General features: G+C 32.5%; 17 protein-coding genes. 6 read left to right on the top strand and 11 right to left on the bottom strand.

Annotated features, from left to right (window positions below; all coding sequences use genetic code 11):
- The first annotated feature begins 219 nt into the window (after window positions 1-219).
- The 6 genes from ACYX4H_RS14525 (at window position 220) to ACYX4H_RS14500 (ending at window position 4,935) form a co-directional block, all read left to right on the top strand.
- Window positions 220-1,791, top strand: a complete 1,572-nt coding sequence (locus ACYX4H_RS14525; RefSeq protein ID WP_476236985.1) for a sulfatase family protein — start codon at window positions 220-222, stop codon at window positions 1,789-1,791.
- An 884-nt stretch (window positions 1,792-2,675) separates the two neighbouring features.
- Window positions 2,676-3,434 (top strand): hypothetical protein, encoded by a 759-nt coding sequence (locus ACYX4H_RS14520; RefSeq protein WP_476236984.1) that lies wholly within the window; start codon window positions 2,676-2,678, stop codon window positions 3,432-3,434.
- On the top strand, window positions 3,434-3,832 hold the full coding sequence (locus tag ACYX4H_RS14515; protein WP_476236983.1) for a DUF5675 family protein: 399 nt from the start codon (window positions 3,434-3,436) through the stop codon (window positions 3,830-3,832). The genes ACYX4H_RS14520 and ACYX4H_RS14515 overlap by 1 nt, the downstream gene beginning before the upstream one ends.
- 25 nt (window positions 3,833-3,857) lie before the next feature.
- Complete coding sequence (locus ACYX4H_RS14510) at window positions 3,858-4,100, top strand: hypothetical protein (protein WP_311937944.1); 243 nt, start codon at window positions 3,858-3,860, stop codon at window positions 4,098-4,100.
- A 4-nt stretch (window positions 4,101-4,104) separates the two neighbouring features.
- Entirely contained in the window at window positions 4,105-4,278 is a 174-nt protein-coding gene (locus tag ACYX4H_RS14505) for a hypothetical protein (protein WP_476236982.1), read from the top strand.
- 324 nt (window positions 4,279-4,602) lie between these two features.
- Window positions 4,603-4,935, top strand: coding sequence for a helix-turn-helix domain-containing protein (locus ACYX4H_RS14500; protein WP_476236981.1), 333 nt, complete (start codon window positions 4,603-4,605; stop codon window positions 4,933-4,935).
- A gap of 835 nt (window positions 4,936-5,770) precedes the next feature.
- On the opposite strand, the gene ACYX4H_RS14495 is transcribed toward ACYX4H_RS14500, so the two are convergent.
- The 11 genes from ACYX4H_RS14495 to ACYX4H_RS14445 form a co-directional block, all read right to left on the bottom strand.
- Complete coding sequence (locus ACYX4H_RS14495; protein ID WP_476236980.1) at window positions 5,771-6,223, bottom strand: hypothetical protein; 453 nt, start codon at window positions 6,221-6,223, stop codon at window positions 5,771-5,773.
- Window positions 6,223-6,597 carry a helix-turn-helix domain-containing protein gene (locus ACYX4H_RS14490; RefSeq protein WP_476236979.1) on the bottom strand — a complete coding sequence of 125 codons (375 nt, stop codon included), beginning with the start codon at window positions 6,595-6,597 and terminating at the stop codon, window positions 6,223-6,225. The genes ACYX4H_RS14495 and ACYX4H_RS14490 overlap by 1 nt, the downstream gene beginning before the upstream one ends.
- A gap of 9 nt (window positions 6,598-6,606) precedes the next feature.
- Entirely contained in the window at window positions 6,607-7,131 is a 525-nt protein-coding gene (locus ACYX4H_RS14485; RefSeq protein ID WP_476236978.1) for a hypothetical protein, read from the bottom strand.
- A 165-nt stretch (window positions 7,132-7,296) separates the two neighbouring features.
- Complete coding sequence (gene brxL / locus ACYX4H_RS14480) at window positions 7,297-9,309, bottom strand: BREX system Lon protease-like protein BrxL (protein ID WP_476236977.1); 2,013 nt, start codon at window positions 9,307-9,309, stop codon at window positions 7,297-7,299.
- A 37-nt stretch (window positions 9,310-9,346) separates the two neighbouring features.
- On the bottom strand, window positions 9,347-11,842 hold the full coding sequence (gene pglZ / locus ACYX4H_RS14475) for a BREX-1 system phosphatase PglZ type A (protein WP_476236976.1): 2,496 nt from the start codon (window positions 11,840-11,842) through the stop codon (window positions 9,347-9,349).
- The gene (locus ACYX4H_RS14470) at window positions 11,839-13,626 is read right to left on the bottom strand and encodes a hypothetical protein (RefSeq protein WP_476236975.1); all 1,788 of its coding nucleotides are present in this window, start codon (window positions 13,624-13,626) and stop codon (window positions 11,839-11,841) included. The genes pglZ and ACYX4H_RS14470 overlap by 4 nt, the downstream gene beginning before the upstream one ends.
- Window positions 13,627-13,637: 11 nt before the next feature.
- Window positions 13,638-14,756, bottom strand: coding sequence for a UvrD-helicase domain-containing protein (locus ACYX4H_RS14465; RefSeq protein WP_476236974.1), 1,119 nt, complete (start codon window positions 14,754-14,756; stop codon window positions 13,638-13,640).
- An 11-nt stretch (window positions 14,757-14,767) separates the two neighbouring features.
- Window positions 14,768-17,116, bottom strand: coding sequence for an Hsp70 family protein (locus ACYX4H_RS14460; protein WP_476236973.1), 2,349 nt, complete (start codon window positions 17,114-17,116; stop codon window positions 14,768-14,770).
- 36 nt (window positions 17,117-17,152) lie between these two features.
- A complete protein-coding gene (locus ACYX4H_RS14455; protein WP_476236972.1) occupies window positions 17,153-17,647 on the bottom strand; it encodes a hypothetical protein in 495 nt (164 codons plus the stop codon).
- Between the two features lie 11 nt (window positions 17,648-17,658).
- Window positions 17,659-21,048 (bottom strand): BREX-1 system adenine-specific DNA-methyltransferase PglX, encoded by a 3,390-nt coding sequence (gene pglX / locus ACYX4H_RS14450; RefSeq protein WP_476236971.1) that lies wholly within the window; start codon window positions 21,046-21,048, stop codon window positions 17,659-17,661.
- A 29-nt stretch (window positions 21,049-21,077) separates the two neighbouring features.
- Entirely contained in the window at window positions 21,078-22,925 is a 1,848-nt protein-coding gene (locus ACYX4H_RS14445) for a DUF262 domain-containing protein (protein ID WP_476236970.1), read from the bottom strand.

Raw genomic sequence — 22,925 nt, 5'->3', positions numbered from 1 at the left:
TTTTAAATAAATACAAAAATTTAGTTTTAAAAATTACTTGTGGCTACATGTATTAAACATACAACTACAATAAATTAAGCTCAGTTTTTTTGTTTTATTTAAATTTAAAAACCAAATTTTAGGGGTATATTAACCATTTATGGTATACAAAAAGGTATTTGGTTATTTGTATAATTAAAAAAATGCAATATTTGTAATTACATAAACACTAAACATAAAATGAATACATTAAAAATGAATAAGCTTGTATTATTTTTTTTAAGCACACTTTTAATAATTAGTTGTGCTAAAAACAAAAAGGAAACGGCTGATGTTTCTAAAACCAAAACAGCCCAAAAACCAAACATAGTTGTAATTTATTTAGACGATTTAGGCTACGGAGATTTAAGCGCATACGGCGCTACAGAATTACAAACGCCAAACATAGACGCCTTGGCTAACGGTGGAATAAAATTTACTAATGGTTATGCATCATCGGCAACATGTACACCAAGTAGATACGCATTGTTAACTGGTATGTACCCATGGAAAAACAAAAACGCTAAAATTTTACCAGGTACAGCACCATTAATTATTAGCACAGAACAACAAACCTTACCAAAAATGCTTAAAAAACAAGGTTACCAAACAGCTATAGTAGGTAAGTGGCATTTAGGTTTAGGCTCAGGTAATGTTAACTGGAATGAACGTGTATCGCCAGGACCAAATGAAGTAGGTTTTGATGAATCATATATTCTTGCAGCAACCCAAGATCGCGTACCTACAGTATATATTAAAAACGGGCATGTAGTTAATTTAGACCCTAATGACCCTATTGAAGTGGATTATAAAAATAACTTTGAAGGACAACCAACAGGAAAAGACAACCCAGAATTAACAACCATGAAATGGCACCACGGGCATAATAACAGTATAGTAAATGGTATACCAAGAATAGGCTACATGAAAGGCGGAGAAGCTGCAAAATGGAGCGATGTAGATATGGCAGACCATTTCCTAGAAAAAGCACAAACCTATGTAAAAACACATAAAAACCAACCTTTCTTTTTATACTACGCCATGCAACAACCACACGTACCGCGCACACCACACCCAAGGTTTGCTGGTAAGTCTGGAATGGGACCAAGAGGAGATGTTATTTTAGAAGCAGACTGGTGTATTGGTGAATTCATTAAAACCTTAGAAGCAGAAGGTATTTTAGATAATACGTTAATAGTTTTCTCAAGTGATAATGGCCCCGTTTTAAACGATGGCTATTATGATGATGCCGATACTAAAATAGGAAACCACAAACCAGCAGGCGTTTTAAGAGGTGGTAAATACAGTTTATTTGAAGCAGGTACACGCATGCCTTTTATTACCTACTGGAAAGGACAAATTAAACCAGGAACATCCAATGCATTAGTGTGTCAAATGGATTTATTAGCGTCTCTTGCCAAATTAGTGGGAACAGAAGAAACTTCAACAGATAGTAAGGAATTATTAGATGTTTTCTTAGGAAAAAGCAATACAGGTAGAGATAATTTAATTATTGAAGCAACCTCAAGAACAGCTTTACGTAGCGGAGATTATATTTATATTCCAGCCTACGGTGGTAAACCTATAAACACACAAGTGAATATTGAAGTTGGTAATAGTGATGAACCGTTACTTTACAATTTGAAAGACGATTTAGCACAACAAAACAATATAGCTAAAGAAAACCCAGAAAGGCTAAAGGAACTACATGAGAAGTTTGTTAAACTTAGAGGTGAAGGCTTCAGCAAAACACAAAAGTTAGAGTTGAAGTAATAGCATACACTATTTTAAAATTAATATAAGCCCTAAAGCTATTGTTTTAGGGCTTTTTTATAGTTATTTATGAAATATACTATAATAAAAAAAGCCCTACTAATTAAAGTAGAGCTTTTGTTGCGGAGAAAGAGGGATTTTAATCCTCTTCATATGCTGTTGTAAATTAGTTGCTTATGATTTTTTAATCAATTAAGGTAACCGATTTAGACTCCTTTTTTTACGTACTAAATACCACTAAATTGTGTATTGTAAAAATAGTGAATTAAGTCAATAAATACAAGGGTTTTGCTATTACGAACACTAAAAATTGAACTAGTATTAAAAGTATAAAGATTGTTTTTTAAATGAAATTTCTCCAAAACTTTAAATTGATTTTTATCCTAAAATCAAGTGGGAGACTTGTTCATATTTTATGCCAGCATAAGCACAAAACTCATCAATAGTTAAGAACTCATTAGAGGTTTTATTGAGGTCTTCTTTAATTTTCCGTACGAGTCTAACACTTTGACGATAACTCTTTCCTGTGATTAGCTGAACGTCTTTTGGATAGATGCATACTCTTTGCATGTCATTTTTCATATACTATCTATACTTTTGATTAGGCTTTGATATACATTAACTTACTAAATGATTTTACTTTATAAGCCTGATTAAAAATACTATTTTTTAATTGATTTCCTTTTTTAGAAAGATACCTCAACTTTTGTGCCTCACCAGAGGTTATTAATGTTGTTTTCTGCCATTTGTATCAGATAGTGACATATGGCATAGCCCTTACTTTTATTATTGCTTTAGTCGTTTGATATTTGATTTAAAATCTATCTAGTTTGTTGCAACATCTTAAAGATTTAAACGGATTGTTTAACTAAATATTTAAAATTATGGCAAGGCAAAAAGGCATAATTAAATTAAAAGGTACTATTGGAGATATTACCTTTTATAAAACCCAAGACGGACATTTAGCACGCGAAAAGGGTGGTGTTGATGCACAACGCATCGCTACGGATCCAGCATTTCAGAGAACGCGTGAAAATGGATCCGAGTTTGGTAGAGCAGGGAAAGCAGGTAAAATTTTAAGAACTGCGTTACGTCCATTGCTTTTAAATTCTGCAGATAGCAGAATGGTAAGCAGGTTAACCCAATCTATGGTTAAAGTGATTCAAGCGGACACTACTAGTGAACGTGGATTGCGAAATGTGATTGATGGTGAGGCTGAATTGTTATTTGGATTTGAATTTAATATTCGAGGGAAATTAGGGACTAGTTTGTTTGCTCCATTTACCGCAACTATTGATCGTGTCGCTGGTACTTTGGATGCTGATTTGGCTTCTTTTATTCCATCTAATATGATTGCAGCTCCAAGTGGTACTACGCATTTTAAAATGGTTTCTGGTGGTGCTGAAGTAGATTTTGAAGCAGAAACTTTTGTTGTTGCTACTTCAGAAACAGCCATTTTACCATGGGATACTACTGCAACTGCAGCAATCAATTTGAGTAATGCTGTTACTGCTAACAGTACTAGTCCTTTGTTTTTAGCACTGGGGATTGAATTTTATCAAGAGATAAATGGCCAAATGTATCCGCTTAAAAATGGTGCATACAACCCATTATCTATTGTAAAAGTAGATAGTGGTGTATAATGCTATTGGTATTACATAGAATCTATTTCCCTGAAGGTACACTAGGTTTGTTGCAAAACGATGGCGAAACTATTTGTTACACTATTGAATTGCCCTGGTTAAATAACAAGCGCCTGGTGTCTTGTGTTCCAGAAGGGAAGTACATTCTAAAAAAGCGATATAGCAATAAGTTTGGTTGGCATATTCATCTCATTGATGTTCCAGGAAGAGACTTTATATTAATTCATCCTGCAAATAATGCCAAAAAGGAACTTTTAGGTTGTATTGCACCAGTATCTTATTGCACAGGAATAGGTAAGGGTAATTATTCAAGAAAAGCACTTAAAAAATTGACTGATTTGGTTTTTCCAAAGTTAGACAAGACAACACAAGTACAATTGTTAATTACCTCTACTTAAAATGTTTCATCTTAAATTATAAGTTATGAATTTAACAGAACGAGCTAAAGCTCCCACGCCTAAATTTTTTAGAGTTTTGAGAACCATTGGATTATCATTATTAGCGGTTAGCGGTAGTATTATTGCTGCTCCTATTGCCTTACCTGCAAGTATTGTAACCATCGCTGGTTATGTAGCGGTTGCAGGTGGTGTTTTATCAGCTGTTAGTCAAGTCACGGTTGATGATCAGGCTAAAAAACAGCCGCAAATAAATGATCAAGTAAATTAGAATCATGAAAACAGATCTTTCACTTAAAGTAGGCACCACGTCTGGTACTTTATTGAGTATCGTACCGAATATTTTTTCGGAAGATATTCTAAAAACTGTTATTTTAGCAGTCGTTGGTGCTACGGTGAGTTTTTCTGTATCCCTCTTTTTAAAATGGTTAACAAAACCTAAAAAATAAAGCTATTCAGTTTTGATTGGTAACCTTTACTGAATTCATCAAAGTCCAGTCTTATCGATTGGACTTTTTTCTTTTGCATAAATTTTTAAAAAGAAAAGAAAAAAGGAAAGCGGATGTTAAGGTAGCGTGGGTGATGCTGTCAAGGTTTTTGTATAAAAGTTTTTTATGCAAAAATGTTGAAACAGGCGAAAAGAGTTTCTTTAAAAAAAGTTTTATTCAAAACCCGTAGGGCTTGACCTTTATTGCATTGCGCGTTGGCTTTAGGTAGCTACCTATATTTGCTTCCTTTTTTTATTTTTCTACTTAATTATAGACTTACTTATTATGGAAAATCCTTTTGACATTATTAATGAAAGATTAGAGCACATTGAAAATTTACTTATAAACATTTATGCAAATATTGGTGCAAAAGAAACCAACTTCATTACTACTAAAATTATGGATATAGAACAGCTTTCAAATTATTTAGGTTTATCAAAATCGCATATATACAAACTTACAAGCAGCCATACAATACCGCATTCTAAAAGAGGTAAAAGACTTTATTTTGATAAGGAAACTATAAATACTTGGGTGTTGGAAAATAAGATTTGGACACAAGATGATATTGAAAAACAAGCATCTGATTATTTAATTAAAAAAGGGAAACACTTTTAGGGGAATTAACACTTAAAAAAATAGGTTTCAGTTCGTATTTGAGCGTTGGATGAAGCGTGTGTATGTGTAGCGTTTTAAATAGTTGTTTGATAAAACAGCATTTAAACAAGCTACTTATACAGGACTTTTAGACAATAGCTTATTGCTTTTTAAGGAACGAAAAAAGTAATGTGCTATGGCGTATAAATACATTTTATATGCCTATTTTTTTATAACCGCTGACTTGGGTGGTGGGGAAAAGTGGTTTTATAATTTCAAAGAAACGAAAAGTTTATGTTTAAGTTCAAATTTGAGTGTAGGCAAGCCGATATTTAGCTCGTGTTATTTTTATTTTAAATTAATGTACTCGTGAATATCCACTGTTTAATTTTAGTTCCGATTTGTGCGGATGGAGAGTGGATATTTTACATAATACCAGTTATAGCTACAAAATGCATTAAAACTGCGATAGCAAACCTTTGAATAGTGCCGTTTGCTACTATAACTTGTATTATGTAACATAGCTTGGGGAAGTTTAGGGTTTTTATGATACCATAATAGATGAATAGCTTATTGTATTTTGGTTTGATTTTATGAAAAACCAAATTGCAATATGCTATTACCTTAACGACTAAAAAAACGCTAAACTTCTAAGGTAAGCGGAACAACACAAAAGACAGAGGGTTTTGAGCTTTCGACAGGCTCAAGCCAGGGCAAGCGAGAAAACTGGGTTTTGGGTTGTGGGGACTAAAAAATAAAATAGTTTAACCCACCACGCCAGCTGGCCTCTTCGTTAAACCTATCCACTGGATAGATTCTATATGCTCGATCCGGGTTTTGGATTGCGGGGGAATAATTACTTATGATCTTCTTTCATTTGTTGCGAAAGCATTTTTTGAGGCGATACAACAGGTAGAATAATTCCTTGCATATTTGTATTTGATAATCGCTCGTAAATAATGCCTCTTGCTGTTGAAAAGCTAACGCCTAATAGTGTTGCAATTAATAAACCTGCAAAAATTGGTTCGTTCTTTTCGTTTAATTCAAAATAATTTTTTAATTCTTCTATTTGAAAATGAAAATCTATATTAAAATGGGCATTTGCATTATTTGATTCAGAACTTTTCGTTTGGAGGTCAATTAACAGACCTATTTTAATACGTTCATCTTTTAAATTGTGCATTGTTTTATGCGCCACATTAATACTAAAAGGGACCTTACCTTTGTTTGGTAAATCTTTTATTGAACTTTCAATAATGTTAATATGAAAGAGGTGTAATTTTTCTGGATTTATTTTAACTTCTGACATTACATAGCAATATTGTAATTAGAATCTTCATAATCATTTATTGCTTCTTCAAGCTCTCCACCTTGTATAGAACCTAAATACACATATTTAACCTCTGTAATAGGTTCGATATTGATTAAATCGACACCTAAAACAAACTCCATTTTATTAATACTTTTCATTGTTAAATTATGAGCACCTGATAACCATTTAGATACTTCAGAAGGTTTTTTGCCTAACATTTCAGCAAATTCACCTTTTTTAATACCACGATCTTTTAAAATGGAATTAATTTTTTCTGTTAAAGCAAGGTTTTTTTCTACCAATCTTGCTATTTCAGGATTACCATTTTCATTTAACCAATTATCTATTATGTTGTTTTGTGGGAATTTCATAGTGTGTGTTTAGAAATAGATTTTAAAATCTTCGTTACATTCTATTTGTGTGCAATCATCATTCCAAGTGATCTCTTTAGCTATAAAAGCGTTATCAATTGCTTTCGTAATTTGGTTTGCCAATTTAAAATGACTTTTAACATTGGGGCAGTGTTGTGCTTTTTTAGTTGTTTTAATATCTCCACTAAAAAGAAAAACAACGTGTTCATTCGCTCTTAAACAATATAATCGCAGATTGTTTGCTTTCTTTTTACCATGTTCTGTATATTGAGGTTTACGGTCAATTCCTTTGGGTGGTAGTGCAGAGGTATCGGCTGTTTCTCCTTCTGGTCTAAAGTGATGTGTTTGTGCACCATATTTGTTTCCTATAACTTTTAGCCAATTAAGTATATGAACTAACTTCTTTTCGTTCGTTTTTGTATGGTCTTTGATAAAACCTTCAAATAAAGATTGTTCATTATCATAAATACATACCGAATAGTAGCTTACTTTTTTGTATTGTGCTATTGGTTTTATGTGTACAAAGTTATTCACTTATAAGTTAATTTACAAATTTATTTCACTTTTAAGTTAATTTTATGAGTTCTACTATTTAACTTAAAGCTCCTTTAACTCAATTTATTGTGCTTTCGAAATTATGCAAAACTGTTTACTTTCTTCTAAATAGTTATTCACAAATTAAAGTAGAATACAAACAAATTATGCTTCCTTCACGAATGTTATCTCACAAGCTTTACAAATGCGTTGTTCTTGTACATATTCACTGATATCATACCAGCCACCTGTTTTTTGCCAAATGTCTAAACCTCTACCTAATATTATTTTCCAGCCATTATCAGATGTAATTGACCTGTCATGAATGAAATCGTCAAATTCATAAGAAAATATAATGCCCAAAGCTTCTAAAGAATAGGTCATTTGGTCAAATGCTTCTTTAACATTTTCTATATAATCTTCATTATTGCTTGTAACTAGGTGTAATTTGACTTCTGCATCTGTTTCTTTCTTTTCTGCTATTAATTTAGCAAACTCCATTAAATTCCTTAATTGATACGGTAGCCTAATGTATGGATCTACAAGTTTAATATTTGAGCTATTTAACAGATACCCACCAAATAAATTATCATATGAAACTCCTGTTTGGTTATCTCTAATGATTTTTTGACCAGGATTTAATTGTATACCTTCTTGTGTTTTATTAATACTTTTATTTGAAACCTTTTGGTTCTCATTTCCTTCAGAAACAACTGGCTTTAGTTTGTGTTGAATGTCTTCTAAAGTTTCAATAGCAAATGATTCTCCTGTAGATTTACTCACATAACTAAAATCTACCTCTTCAAAAGTTTCATCCATTTTACGCAATTGGTCTTTAACGCGCTTCCTGTTTTCGATTGAAAAATCTAATATTTCTTTCGCTTCCATTTCTGAATACGCATCATCTGGATAAATGACTTTAATTAAACCTGCATAGGTTTTTGCGATGGATGTTTTATCTCGAGTTGTTATAGAACTAGATAATTCAAAAAACTTCGTGTAATCATGAGTACGGTCTTCTTTACGCAAGTTTTTTAATATTTCAGCGAGATAATCTACTATGAAACCGTATTCTGAAGTAAACATTTCGTTACGTAGTTTTTGAACTTCCCAACCCGGTAAGTACGCATGCATTCGGTCTAAAAAAGCGGTATCGTAGTAGTCTTTTGGTAGTGCATCAAATAAATCACTATGCTTTAGCATATAGGCTACTGAATGATCTGTATTCCCTACAAATACCATAGATGCGGACGCCCCATATACTTGTGTTCCTCTAGAAAATGACTTGTTTGCCATATAGTTTTTCATGATATCCACTAAACCACGGTCTACTCGTTTTGTTTTACCTGCAAATTCATCATAGGCAACAACATCCCAATAGCCTACTAAACCAATTTCCCCAGTACTATTATTTACAAATAATTTGGCTTTGGACACTTCACCTCCGGAAATCAAAATGCCGTGTGGTGACATTTCAGAATAGATATGAGATTTACCTGTTCCTTTTGGACCCAACTCAATTAAGTTGTAATTGTTTTCCACAAAAGGCACCAAACGTGTGAGTTGCAATAATTTTGATCTAAATGTAAATTCATTAGGATTTAAACCAATGGATTGCATTAGCATGTCTATCCATTCTTCTTTTGAAAACTGTTTACGTGTACTTTTATAGTCTTCAATATCTACATTGGATACTTGAATGGGTTTTAAGCTTTCAACGAACCAAGGCACCTGGTCTCGCTCTTCAGAAGGTGTGTACCCCAAAGTAAGGATGCACCAAACACCACTTGATAACAATTTTTGATGTTCTTTTATGATGCTATCTGAAATTGGGATTCTAGTCAGACCTAAATTGGCGAACGACGCCTCATATCTGTCTTGACGATCATTTAATTGTACAGCCACTTTATCAATAATCCTATGAGATCCCTTTTCGCGAACAATTGATTTTATGATTTGGGATTCCTCGCGATGTACAAAATGTTTTGCAATAATAGTTTTGACCGTTTCAACACCTTGAATAATCGTTTCTTCATCATCGGTTGCACAATATTGACCTAATAGGTATTCTAAAACGTAAGTGGGTACAATAGCATTACCTTTAACCAGTTTTGTAAGATCTTTACGGACTACTTTACCTGCGAAGTGGGTGTTTATTTTTTCATTTAATTTTTCCATATTCAATAGCTATTAGGTACTAGCGGCTAGTTGCTAGTTAAAAACCGTCAAAATCGTTTGTAAACGAAATGTTTAAGGTGTAATAATATTCTTTATATACTTTCCATTTATTTGAACGTTCCATAGGTTCTTCGAGGACTAATTTTACGCGTTGGTTTTTATATTTACCGCTTGCCAATGCGGTTAATTGAAATCTATGTTTCACCTCACGTTGTCTTTGGTTTTCGTCTTCGCTATCAAATACGTATTTAAAATGGTCGCTTAAAAGCGTATTATCTTCGGCGAATAAGGCTGCACGTATAGTTCTGCCTAAACTATTTTTCGTTACTGGATTCATTTGAATAAATGATACTGGCAACAAATTGGTTGTTATCTTATCTGTTGATTTAATAATATCGATTTCTACAGATGATGTGGTGTCCTGTCTTTTTTTGTTGACCTTTATTACCGGAATAATAATTTCTTGTAATGAGCTGCCACCATGAACGAATTTAGAACCTGCTCCTTTTACACGCAGTCGGTTTACTGATTTTGGGATTAAAACATCCCCAGAACTTGTAAGTCCTAATTGTTTTTGTGTAAACTGTTTTAGAGTATCATTAGCGATTAAATTATTGCCTAAAACAAAACGTCTATTGTGTTTAATAATCTCTCCTTTGACGTCTAATTTCATAAAATCACTTTCATCAATATTTTGATATTGATATAGAAAACCATGATCTGAAGTGATAAGCATGTTATTACCATTCATATTGGCAATTTTCTTGAGCACTTCCATAAAGAAGTCCAATTCATCTTCAACCGCATCAAACACCTTATCTTCCGTTGTTTTGTCATCGCCTGTTTTATCAATTCTATTATGGTAGATATAAATAACATCGTATTGCTTTGCAAATTCTCTACCATCTGTATTGGCATTCAATTGCATAAAGTCGTCCGCCTTAATTGCAGTTGCTCTTGCTTCTGAATTTTGTTGTAAAATTTTAGCTCTTCCAACAACCCCAGAAGCGGACATACCATCCACACTTACAGCATCACTACCTGCATCAATTTTTATTTCTGTATTAGGAAGCAATGACGCCATACCTAATTGTGTATAAGAAGGTATAGAAGCTACCATACCTTGTATTGAAGCATCATAGCGATTTTCTTTTACTAAAAGGTTATTTAACTCCGCGCCACATTCGTAACGTAAGGCATCAGATATCACCACAAAAACACGTTGGTTCTTATCCACAAAAGGTTTTACGTGTTGTTGATAGAATTGACGTTGTGCATAACTTTCGTTAACAGGCCAAGTATCTACATTATTAATAACCTCTTGCCATTGGTTATTAAATTTTAATAACCAGGTGTTGGTGTATAATTTTTCTATAGTATTTGCCAATACTCCTAAAATACTATCGTGGTTTGATTTTCTATACCACAATATGAATTTTCGATACAAATAGTCTATTTCATAATGCGTATTGGTATAGTCTTGTAGGCCATTGGCAATGGATTTAAAATTGCTTTTTGAGGTTTTTATTTTATGCTGTAATTGTGATGCAAATACAATGCATTGGTAATAGGATTCAAACGCTGTGTACCAAAATTTGTTTTCTCTAGATTTGATACTGTTTTGAATAAAGTCATTAGAAACATCCTCATTAATTAACCTATATACCAATTCGTAAATTACTTTTTTATCAATTAACTTAAATAGATCTTCCTCGAGAATTGTTTCGAGATTTATGCTGTTTAATTGGTCTTCAATATTTAAGTCTACTGCAATTTTATCTGAAATTGCATTAAACCCTGTACGATAGGTGATCGTATCTTTCCAAAGTGATAACAACAATTTAGATTCTTTTGATAATTTAGATGTTTCATTCGTAATAACACTATTTGAAAATGCCTCAATTAAAAAGTCATATATTTTAGGTGCTTTGTTTGTGTATTTAAACTTGTCATGAATTTCATTCCAATAGAAGTCTACTAAATTGTAGCGCTCCAGATCACGATCCATTTTTTCGTTGCCATTAGCAAACGCTGTACCATGTGCATGTATAAAGGTGTTTAGGTTAACGTGTTCTGTATTAAATACTACCGCCAGCATTTTATATCGGATATCATTATGGCCATCACCATCGCCTAATAGACTTTTTAAATTGTCTAAACGCTCTTTTGATTTAAAGAATAATAGGTGTTTTGCCACTAATGCTTTATAATGGAAGTCTAATCCTAATTCTTGCAATATAATGGCTTCTTGATCTGTATGGAATTGGTGGTACGCCAATTCTAAATCTAACAACCAGTTTTCGTTGTTTTTTGGTTTTTTTGTATTAAAATAGAGTAGGTATTTGTCTTCACTGTTTTTAGTAGTGATACGGTGTTTTACCTCAAATTCATTACCATTTACATGAATTTTTTCTATGTTTTTAAATGCTAAACCTTCAAAATCTTCTTTCAACTCACTGTTTTCGTCATACCAAAATATGACGTCGTGTGATTTGAATTTGTGCTCTAAAGCCTCTTGTATTTTTTTGCTCATTTATTTAAAAATGTGTAATAGTTTTTTATATCAGAATCGACTATAAATTCATTGTTTACACTTAATATCCAATTGCGAATTTTATGATCAATGCTCTCATTTATCAATTCAATATCCTTTATACTAAACTGTTCTAGTAAATGTTTTAAATTTCTTTTTATTTCACCATCGGATTTTATCCGCTCATTTTTAACTAATACTGATGTATTCTCACTAAATTTAGATTTTAAAAATTTTTCCATTTCAATTTTTTTATTTTGAAATTCTGGCGACTGTATATATTCAACCTCTTCATCTACAAGCAATACAATTACAATTGTTTTTATAGATGTAGATTTATCTGTATTCTGAAGAATCCATTCATATACCTTTAACAAACTCCTTTCATAGGATTCAGGTAATAAGAAACCAACTAAAGCTTTTTTGTTATTATCAATAAGCTTTGAAATTGGTTTTGTTTTTATTTTTAATTCTTTTAACCAATTTTTAACTTCACTATTTTCATTTATATAAAAAGTCACGTTAGATGGTTTTGATTTTAAATTTAATGAAAACCCCATGCTATTTATAGTACACTTAGTAGGGAATAAGAAATTTAAAGATGAATGTGCACCTGTATCTACTCCTATGTTCAATATATTTTGATTGCTAAAGTTATTTTTCAATAATTCTATTTCATCTTCTTCTGTTATAAAAGTAGGTTCTATCAATTCTCCACCATCTTGAAGTTGTAGATATTCTGCTAACGCCTGTCTTTTTTGAACCTCTACTATTTCGAATGTTGCGTTAAAAGGCTCAATTTCTGAAAATAGCAGCTGTAATAATTTATTTTCAAGTATTAATTGTTGTTTTTGATAAGATGCAATTACATACAGGAAGTCTAAATCATCTTTAAATAGCGCTTGAAAAAAGATTGACCAATATAAAACTTTACTATTTTTTTCTAGCTTTATTTTTTTAAGTTCTGCTAGAATGACATTGTAAAAATCGTCACCGATATTGGCCTCTTCATAAAATGAAGCAGCCACATAATATCCTAAAATAAATTCAAACTCTTCGAAAAAGATGTCAGGAACATTCGAAATTGCTTTTTGAATAGACTTTGAATTTTCTTTGTCTTTAAAATTTAAAAACCATTGTCTAGCTTCATTTAAATCATTCTCATTTAACTTTTTTATTTCAGGAAATTCATTAAAAATATATGCTCCAAACCAATTAAATCTTTTTACAGATTCTGCATAAAAGTTTCCATCATTTCTTTCTTTGATTGGATAAAATTCATTTAAAAGAATCTCTTTTATAAGATTTAAGTTGAATTCTGAAAAAGTAAGATTATTTATGTTTTTATAGACTTCGCTCGAAAACTCTTTAGATATTGAATTGTTTACAGCGATAGCAAAACATTGCATCAAACCTCTTCTTATAAACTTGAAAGACTTTATTTCATTAGCATAATCTAATTCGTCTGGAAAGTTGAACCCCTTATCTGCATCTTTACTTTCCCTATATTTTCTATCTGCTAAAACCAATAAACCTTTCGGGACTCTAAAGTGATTAAGGAACAGGTTTTCTTCTTTTGATGGTATTTCAAATTTTAAAACAGCACCAGCAACTAGTACTATTTGATTAGCATATTCCGTAAAGGGTTTATTTTTAATATAGATAGCAATACTCCAATCTTTTTGAGCACGTTCAATACCTAATCGTGTTTCTGGTAGAATAATGATTTTATTAAAAACAAGGCTTTCAGCCTCTTTTAGCGAGATGTATATTTTTTGTTCCATAGCTTACTTATTTAAAACCAATCATCAATAACTTTAGTCGGTGTCGTATTGTTAAATAAATTAATATTGGACAATTCTGAAATGGTATCTGTAGTTTTAATAATGTATAAATTGGCATTTGTTCTAGTGATACTTACATATAGCACATCCTTTAATCTATTTTCATTTTTTAATTTTAATACCATACTGCTACTGTTATTAAACCCAAATAAAATGACGTGCTCAAACTCAAGACCTTTGGCACTATAACTTGAAATTAATAATGGAACTGTAGATGTGAAATCATGCTCTCTTAAATCTTGGTTTTTTGGATAATAGTTAAACTCTACAGATTGACTTGATAAATAAACAGATAAATCTTTTAGTAAGTCCTTATCTGGGGAAATTACGCCAATGCGTTGCCTCATGTTTTTTAAAGAATTTAAAATTTCTTTAATTTTAGGGTATTCTTGCGATTTATCTACTTGAATTATTTGTGGTTGCGTTTGTGATAACTTTGTAACTTTAGCCTCTAAATTATCATTAGTCCTTGAAAATAGTGCTGCTATTTTTGCAATATTTTTATGGAATCTAAATATTTTGGTTAACCGTTCCATCAAACCTTGACCTACAATTTCATTTTTAGTCAATTTTGTTTCATAAATACCTTGATTAAAATCACCTAGAGATGTTATTCTTTTAGATAATCGTTTTACGAGTAACCATTCTTTTGGGTTTAAGTCTTGTACTTCGTCAACGACTGTAACATCATAGCTTCTTCTTAAATTACATCCCAGTAGTTTAGATAAAAGAGCGTCGTATTTTTCTTCGTATGAACCTCCATTATGTTTTATACCATTCTCTTTCGCTAAATTCCAAAAGAATTTATCTTTGGTAGCAATGGTAATATTATCAGAAATCTCTAATTCTTGCATTGCTGTTCTTAAATAACCAAATAAACTGTGGTTATACATTAAAAGTAGCGGCCTAATGGTTCCTTCTTCTACCATATCCCGTAATGTATATAGACTAATTAGGGTTTTTCCTGATCCTGGGGGACCTTCAACGAAAAGGTTTTGTTGTTCACGTGAAATTCTTCTAACAATTCCTTTTTGTTCTTCTGATAATCTATTATAAGGTATTAAAAACATATTGGTATATTTTAAAATGGAAGGTTATTCATATCTAAATATTTTCCCTCATCTTCTTTTCTTCGTTTCGTTTTTGGGTCAACATATGCATAAGGTTCACCAACTTGACTAAAAATTTCCTTAAGCAATACGCGCTTGTCAAAATCTGAAAAACCAGCAGGATTATTTTTATATTCTTGTGCTATTCTTTGCAGTTCTGAATCATCATTATTGACCTCCTTTTTCAATAGTGCTAATTTGCATCTAACAGTGGTGTCTTCTTTAATATGCTTGGGTTGATTATTTAAATAGTCTAAAGACGCTTTTGTATCACTTTTTTGCAATAAAACCGCATAATTATGTCTCCATGCTGGTTCCGTAGGGTTTATTTCTATAGCTCGTTCTAATGCTTTTTTAGCTGCACCTAAACGCCCCAAACGCGAATTAAGGATGTAAATCATATTCCACACCCAACTGTCCTGGTCATCAAACCTTTTAATATAAACTTCAGCATTTTCTAGAGCTCCTAAATAATTTTTGGCTTTATAATGTTTATCAATAAGTGTTTTTAATAAACGTTTTTCTTCCGAAGTGTTTTTTGCTTGTTTGGCTTTGTTAAGATTAGACTGTGCTTGGAATACTTCTAATTGTTCCTCGGTTAATTTACCAATAGCATACGGATTATCAAACTCTGCATTACCAATAATTTCATTATCAACAAGTACCTGCATCTTAAATACTTTGTCTGTAGTTATTTCTGCTTTTATCTTTACTATAGTGTCTATATCATAGAATTTATTTAAAGCACAGCGAATTTCTCCAATAGGAAAATCTGCTCCGTTTATACATACCGGAACAATAATTTCAGAAATCATATTAGATTGTAATTTAAAATCTGGGATTTCTACCTTTTGAGGCAACGATTGTCCGCGTTCTATAATGGGGTAAAAACGATTTCCTTTTAATCGTACCCCTAAATTATCACTGGTAATAGGACTAATTAATGAAACCCCATATTGATTTACAAAATACGAATAAACCGCAGCTCCTTCAGCCACTAGTTTATCTGGTTCTGGTGATACCAATAATTTAGCATTGGATAATTTTTCTTGTGTTAATGCTCCTAGTAAAGGATTGAATGAACTACCACCCACTAACAAAGCAAAATCTACTGCATCTAGAGTTTCGTCTGCTTTTTCTATAATTTCAGAAATAGAGCTGCTAATTGTGGTAATGGTTTTATCAAAATATTTGAATGTATAATTTTTACCTCTAAAAAATTTAACGAATAATTCTTGAAATTTTTCAGCGGTTAATTTTATATCTCCAAGATTGTATTCTTGATTATTAAGGGTAACTATATTATTATCTCTAGTTGTTTTAATCTCTGAAAGATTCAAGTCGTTAACATTACCACTTCCAGCTTTTAGACTCATTGCATTACAAATGCCTATCTTTAGGTCTTCAGCAATTACGGTTAGTTGCGGTAAAAGGGTGTTTCTAACCTCACTAATATCTAAACTGTCAAAATTAGGGATGACTTTAATAACTTTTGGTAAAAGATATTCTTCTGCAATTAATAAATCCACATCTTGACCTCCTAAATCATTATATCTTGAAATGGCTACATTACTTATTGTAATGCCAGAATCACGTCTAAAATCTACATTTAATAATGATAAATCTAATGTACCACCACCAAAATCTATTACCAACACATTTTTATTCTTAACTTGTTTAGCCCAACGTTCTTTTTCAGTATCCATTAAACGGTTAAAAAAGCCTAGAAATGCCGCATTAGGTTCATCAATAAGCATCGTCTCATTGGTGTTGATTTTCGCCATTTCAGCTGCCTTTAAGGTATCTTTTCGCTGATTGGCTTGAAAGGAAGCAGGTACTGTAATAATGGTGTTTTCTAGACCGTAATCACTACCTGAATTATACATCTTACGCATGTAATTCATAATACCTCCTGCAATTTTAAAAGGCATATCCAATTTCTCGTTTATAGCATTTGGATATAACGGGTGGTGGTCTACACCCATTTCTACTTTCCAGTGGTAAAATATATTCTTCTTATAAACAAAATCAGGATGTCCCTTTAAATGGTATAAATTATTACCTACATAAGGTTTACCATTGTAAAAAGCCACTATAGAAGCTAATTTTTCATCTTCAATAGTTTGATCGTATTCAAATGGACTGTATTGAGGAAACCTCACGAATTGAACAGGGATTTGATTGGTTTTATTAAAATCTACATGTGCAGCATCTACGGTTGCCATGAGTGTATAGGTAGTACCCAAATCTATCCCAATGTTAATTGGGTTTTTAGTTATTTGCTTTTGTTCTGCAAAAGGATATATTATAATATTGCTCATGTTTTTAATTTTGCATTTACTGATTTATACTTCTGCTTACTTAAACTCCGTATTTAAAAACTTTTGAATTTCTGGACTCTTAACTCTTTTTAGACAATACAATAATTCATTGAACATTTTTGAACCACTAGCCCCAAAAAATACATTTCCTTTGTTTTCAGAAATTACAGGACCTTTCAAAACATATTTAAGAACCGTCGGATTATCTAAATAGGGAATAATTATTTCATTTAATAAGGTCATGTAATGAGCTCCCCAAGTACATTCAATAAAATGATTGAGAATCTCCACCATTTGAACCCTAACTTCATTAATCATTGAACCCTTTTCTTCAACTGATCCATTTTTAATTATTTGAATGGCATCCATCGTTTCTCTTTCAGCTATACTTAATTGAATCCCTCCAGAAATATAGTCTTTGGTATTCCTGCAATTAGGATACTGTTCACATCCCCAAAAAAAGCGATAATTTTTGCTTTCTCTCGGTATATAAAAAACCAATCTCATGTCTGAACCACAATTACATTTCATAATTTATTTAATTACCTAATCTCCGTTACATCTATCCAATCAAACTTTCTCACTTTTTCTTTGGCTTTTTTATCGTTTAGGCCAGTTACTTGTTTGATGACTGTTCCAAATTTGTTATAGTTTACCAATACGCCATCATCTAAATCGATGCTGATGCGCTCGGTAGCCAGTTTGTAGAGTTCGCGTTCGTATTCTTGCAATTCTAGTAATACTTTGTGTATGCGGTCTTCTTCTTTTTGCGCTAGGGTTTGCTCTCTTGCGGTTCCTACGTTTTTAATATGGGCTTGTCTTTCTAACTCAGCCGCTAGTTTTTCTCGGTAATCTTTTAAATACCCGTTTAAAATTTGGTTTAAGGTGTCTGGTGTGTAGCGATGCATGTAGATTAACACACTAAAAGCACCCGATGGTGAGCTAAACAACCAATAAATAGGTCGCTTTTTATAACGTTTCCAATGGTCATTGTAAAAATCTTTTAAAAAGTATTTACGGATGTCTTTACCCAAACACTCTTCTACAAAGGCTAGGTTTTTCTCAAAATTGGGTTTGCCAAAGGTGACTTTTAAAAACTCGTAAAAACGCCCTACGATGTCGTCTTCAAACCATTCGTTGTCTAGGATTGGGATGATGTTGTCGTCGTCGGGCATAAACGAGGTCTCGACTGCGCTCGACCTGACATTGTTAAGGTAATCTTCTAAAGTTTCACCTTGGTTAGCGAGGATTAAACCTGGTTGGTCTAAACTGTAACGCCCAAACATACAACCTACGGCATAACTTACAAATTGTTGTAATACCTCTTTGGCATTAAACACCAATTGGTTGTTTACAATGCTGGTTTCTTCTTTTAAAATGGTAATATCTTCTAGCGGAACGTCTGGTGTAAGCTCGTCTTGTAAGCCGTAAATGTCTATAAACTGTTTGTTAAGGGCTTCTTCGTTTTTGTGCAACTCCATAAACTTATTTTGCCAGTAGTGGCAGTAACTATCATAGGCTTCCTCGAGGTCTTGTCCTTTAATGCGTATGAGTTCGTTTTGCAAGAAGTCCCAAGAGGTTTCTCTTGAGTTCCAATCATTTTTAGCTGTATTAATGGATTCCAATATTATATTTTCAGAAACATTTCTATTTGAATTAGGCAATTTTTGGATATCACCTACATTAAAATTTAAAGTTGGCGAATAAACTTCAAGTAGATTTAAAGCAACTTTTGAATTTAAGAATCCAACTAATTTTAATAAATCTTTTTTATCTTCGGCAAATGCACAAAACCCTGCACTAGTAAACACAAAATCTTCTTCAAAGTACCTAACACTAATTGTTGAAGATGAAATTGATGTCCAACTAATTCCTTCTTTAAAATAAAATTGCTTGTTTCTTATAGTCCCATTACCTTCAATTAATTCTTTACCGTTATTTTTCCAGAAAAGAACATCTTCTCTATTCCCATACCATCTTCTATATTCACCACCATTATTTGCTGGAAACCATTTATTTCCATTAAATTTTTTAAAATCATTTAATATTATTTCTTGCCAAGTTCTAATATATTTAGCATTGTTTGCAGTTGACATACCGAATTTGAAATCTGCATTATCTTCCCACAGGGAATTATTTTCAAAAACTTCTAGGGTATTTGGTTTGAGCCAATACCCTAATTTAAAGCTTGGAATCTTATCAAAATCTCTTTGATTCGCTCTAAAAAACCAACCACAATTGTTATTTTGTATCGCTTCTAATGTTTTAGGTGCTTGGTTCTGTGAACCTTTAAAATCACTTAAACGAATATAGCTTCCTTTTGCGTTATCTATATTTAATCGTCTTAAGGTAAATGTACAGATAGGTACGGTTGCACCATCAAAACCAGAGTATTCTAATTGTATGAGGTTATTAATAAAATGTTTCGCAATAATTTCACCTCTTAATTTTTCGTAGCTGGAAATAAACATCCATACAAAAGGGGTCATATAACCCGTTAAGCCATCGCCATCGCATAACTCCAAACAACGTAATATAAAGGTTGCAAATAAATCTGACTTGGTTTCTGGGTAATTGGTTTCTACAAACTGTTTTAAACTGCCTTCCATACGAGAAGAACTGATGTATGGCGGATTTGTTACCACACAATCATAACGTTGTCCTAATAATTTGTACAGTTTAAAAACTTCTTGTTGACGTTCTGCAAATAATGAGTTCGGTTCAATTTTAAAGTCGGTGACTTCTTTTGGCTCGACCGATATTAAAGAGCCTAGTGCTGTGGCATTTTTAAATTTGTTATCGAACTCAAAATCTTGGTAAAAAGAAATATTAGGTTCTATATGCTCTTTTTCTACAGTACGTAAAAAACGACGATGCTTTTGGCGACCTTTCATCAACAAGACGAAAGAGGCTATTTGTGCTGCACGTTGGTCTATATCTACACCATATAGGTTTTTGGTGATGATGAGTTTTGGTATTTCAGAAGGATTGTAGCCTTCTTCTTCGTAGATTTTGTAAAATACATCAAATGCATAGGACAAAATATGTCCAGAGCCTACACAAGGTTCAAAAAACTTAATGTCTTCAATACTTTTGGCTTCGCGCTTCTGTAATTTATCGGTATAGGTTGGTTTAATGTAAAACTCTAATGAGTCCATCACTTTAGAATCTGGACGAATTTCAGACCAAATTTGCCCCAAGGTATTATCTACCATATACTGCACAATCCATTTAGGTGTAAATAGTTGTGATGCAGGTGCTAATTCGTTTTTAGCATATTTCTTTTTAGAACTGATGAGTTTTTCATTCAATGCCGAAATATAAAACTGGTACAACCATCCTAAAATTTCTACTTCTTGGCAGTCTTCTGGTGGCATCCCTTGTTTAATGTCTTCTATAATAGAAAAGCTAGAGATAAGGTCGTCTGGTAAAAGTAACTCCGAGTAATCGTTGATACGTTCAAACAAAAATGGAAACACGGTATGCAAATGGTTGCAAGCCCCAACTAATAACTCTCTGTAGGCTTCGTTTTGGGCATTGGTACTTGGTATGGTGCCATCTAGTATTTGGTAAATGCGTTGGTGGTTTACCGGTAACTCTTCTGGAATGTTTCCTGCTTTGGCTTCTTGTAACAATTCCGGCAATGTAGCATTGCCTGCAGGAGATACTATATTTATACCTATGGGTTCGTAACCGTTTACATCCATAAAACGTAAGGCTACCAAACGGTTGAACCACGTATAGGCCACCGTATCAATCACCTCTTGTTTGCTGCTTTTGTTAATAGCTTCTTGTAATTGTTTTATTTGGTTGGCTTTTTCGCGTAACTCTGCAGAATCGGTAGTGAGTACTTTTTCGAGTTTTGCGCCAATTTGGTCCAGAAGTTTTAAGCGTGCGGCTTGTGCGAAGCGTTTTAGTTGATTTGTATTCATTAATGCGTTGTTTAAATTGATGGCAATGGTTAAACCGTTTCTAAAGATTCTTCTTCCTCTTCAATATCTTCTATCTCTTTAGGAACTTTATAATGTTGGTCTATTCCCCATCTATCTATAATCCATTTATTAATTGTGTCTTTTCTTTGTTTACAACTTTCTGGTGTCCATTCTGCAAACTCTGCAATTTTACGTTCCTGACGTATGTCTGAATTGGCATAACAATGTCCTTTGCCAGCTTCTCCTTTTTTTCTAGAAAACTCAAAATTTAAATAATGAGAATTGTCTTTGGTTAGCACAATGTTTGAGATGTCGTGCAGATAGGTTTCAATGTCTTCATCTGCCCATTGTTGTTTCCATATTGATTCCTCTTTAGGTGTTTGTGGTAAAATATGCTCAAAAGTAGCATCGGTTACATCGTCCCAAGCTAGTTTAGGCTTGGCGCCTTTTCCTTCGTCTATAAGCAAATCAAGTTCGTATTCATACAATGTATATCGTAATAATCGTCTCCAATGATACCAATCGTAAAAATCTTCTATGAGTTCTTTTCTAAAGCTATTTTCATTAGAATACCAATTAATAGTGCCTAAAATCCATTCAGTTACTGCTTCAATACTATGTTTTTTTGAAAACACATCATCTGCCCATCTGTAAAATTTAGAAAGTCCTGCATTACTACGTTTCCCTTGCCATAAAAACACGCGATACGAAAATAGTTCTAATGCTTTTAGAAAGTTAATATATTTGTCATGAGGAATTTCATCTGCAACAACACCTAATCGTGTAGCCACCATGAGTGGTAAAAAATTTGCTATGTTACCCGCGTTTTTAATTTTAGTTAACCACTTAAATTCATCAGCAATTGGTGAACTTTTGGAAGGCTGTATAATAGCAGCATAGTGCATAGAAATTTCTGCTAAACCAGAAGTAAACTGGTTTATGAACTGTTGGGTATCTTCTTTAGTTTTTATTGAAAAGTCTCTTAACGGAATAACATCATTGTCCTTAAACCCTTTGTATCCTTTCCAGTTTTTTGGTGTGTGTGAATGGTATAATGTCCAGGCTATTCTTAAACATTGATTTTCGCTACCGTTGCATTTTGCAATATTGGTGTATACTTCTTTCCAAGATTTATTAATAGTATTGGTAACATCCTCTTTTTCGTTTTCTTGTGTAATATTTCTATACACCCAATGCATTAGGTAGTTTTTTAATAATTCTAATGCTGAAAGTCCTTTCCCTCTGGAATTCATTAGCTCAAAAGTCATCCCAATTTCACTTTTCACTTCAATAGGATAAAACGAAAAATTAAGTTTGCGTATAATGGCATCAAATACATCTTTTAGATAATCTACACCTTCAGTACCTTTTGAATCTAATTGCTTTTTAATATGTCCTTTAAGGTAATTATGAGCTTCTAAAAGTCTTTTTTGATGGACTGTTATTGCAGTAACGTTTGTTGTACCTTTTGAGATGAGGTCAAAAAAGAAATCTGCAGTATCATTATTTAAAATAAGGCGACTTTTAGTTCCTGAAAACAAAAGCGACAATTTGGTGCCATAATCTTTTTCTCCTTGCTTTATCAACTCTTTTAGGATAATAGATAAATAAAGACTTGACGTTGTTAATCGTTGTTGACCATCTACAACATCAACTCGTTCCAGCCTATCAATTCCATAATATTCTGTAGGCTTTTCTTTAGATTGATAAATTACAATGGTACCTGTATAATGATTGATAATTTTATCGTCAATTAATGCATCTATATCTTGCACAAAATCTTTCCATTGTTGTTCTTCCCAAGCATAACCTCTTTGATAATCTGGTATTTTAAGAATTTTTCCCTCTAAAATATTTGATAGTGTTTTTTTTTCCAT

The sequence above is a fragment of the Seonamhaeicola sp. ABD4_340 genome, from assembly GCF_056312135.1.
Note: the sequence above shows the minus strand (reverse complement) of the source record. Positions and strands in the feature narration are given on the sequence as shown.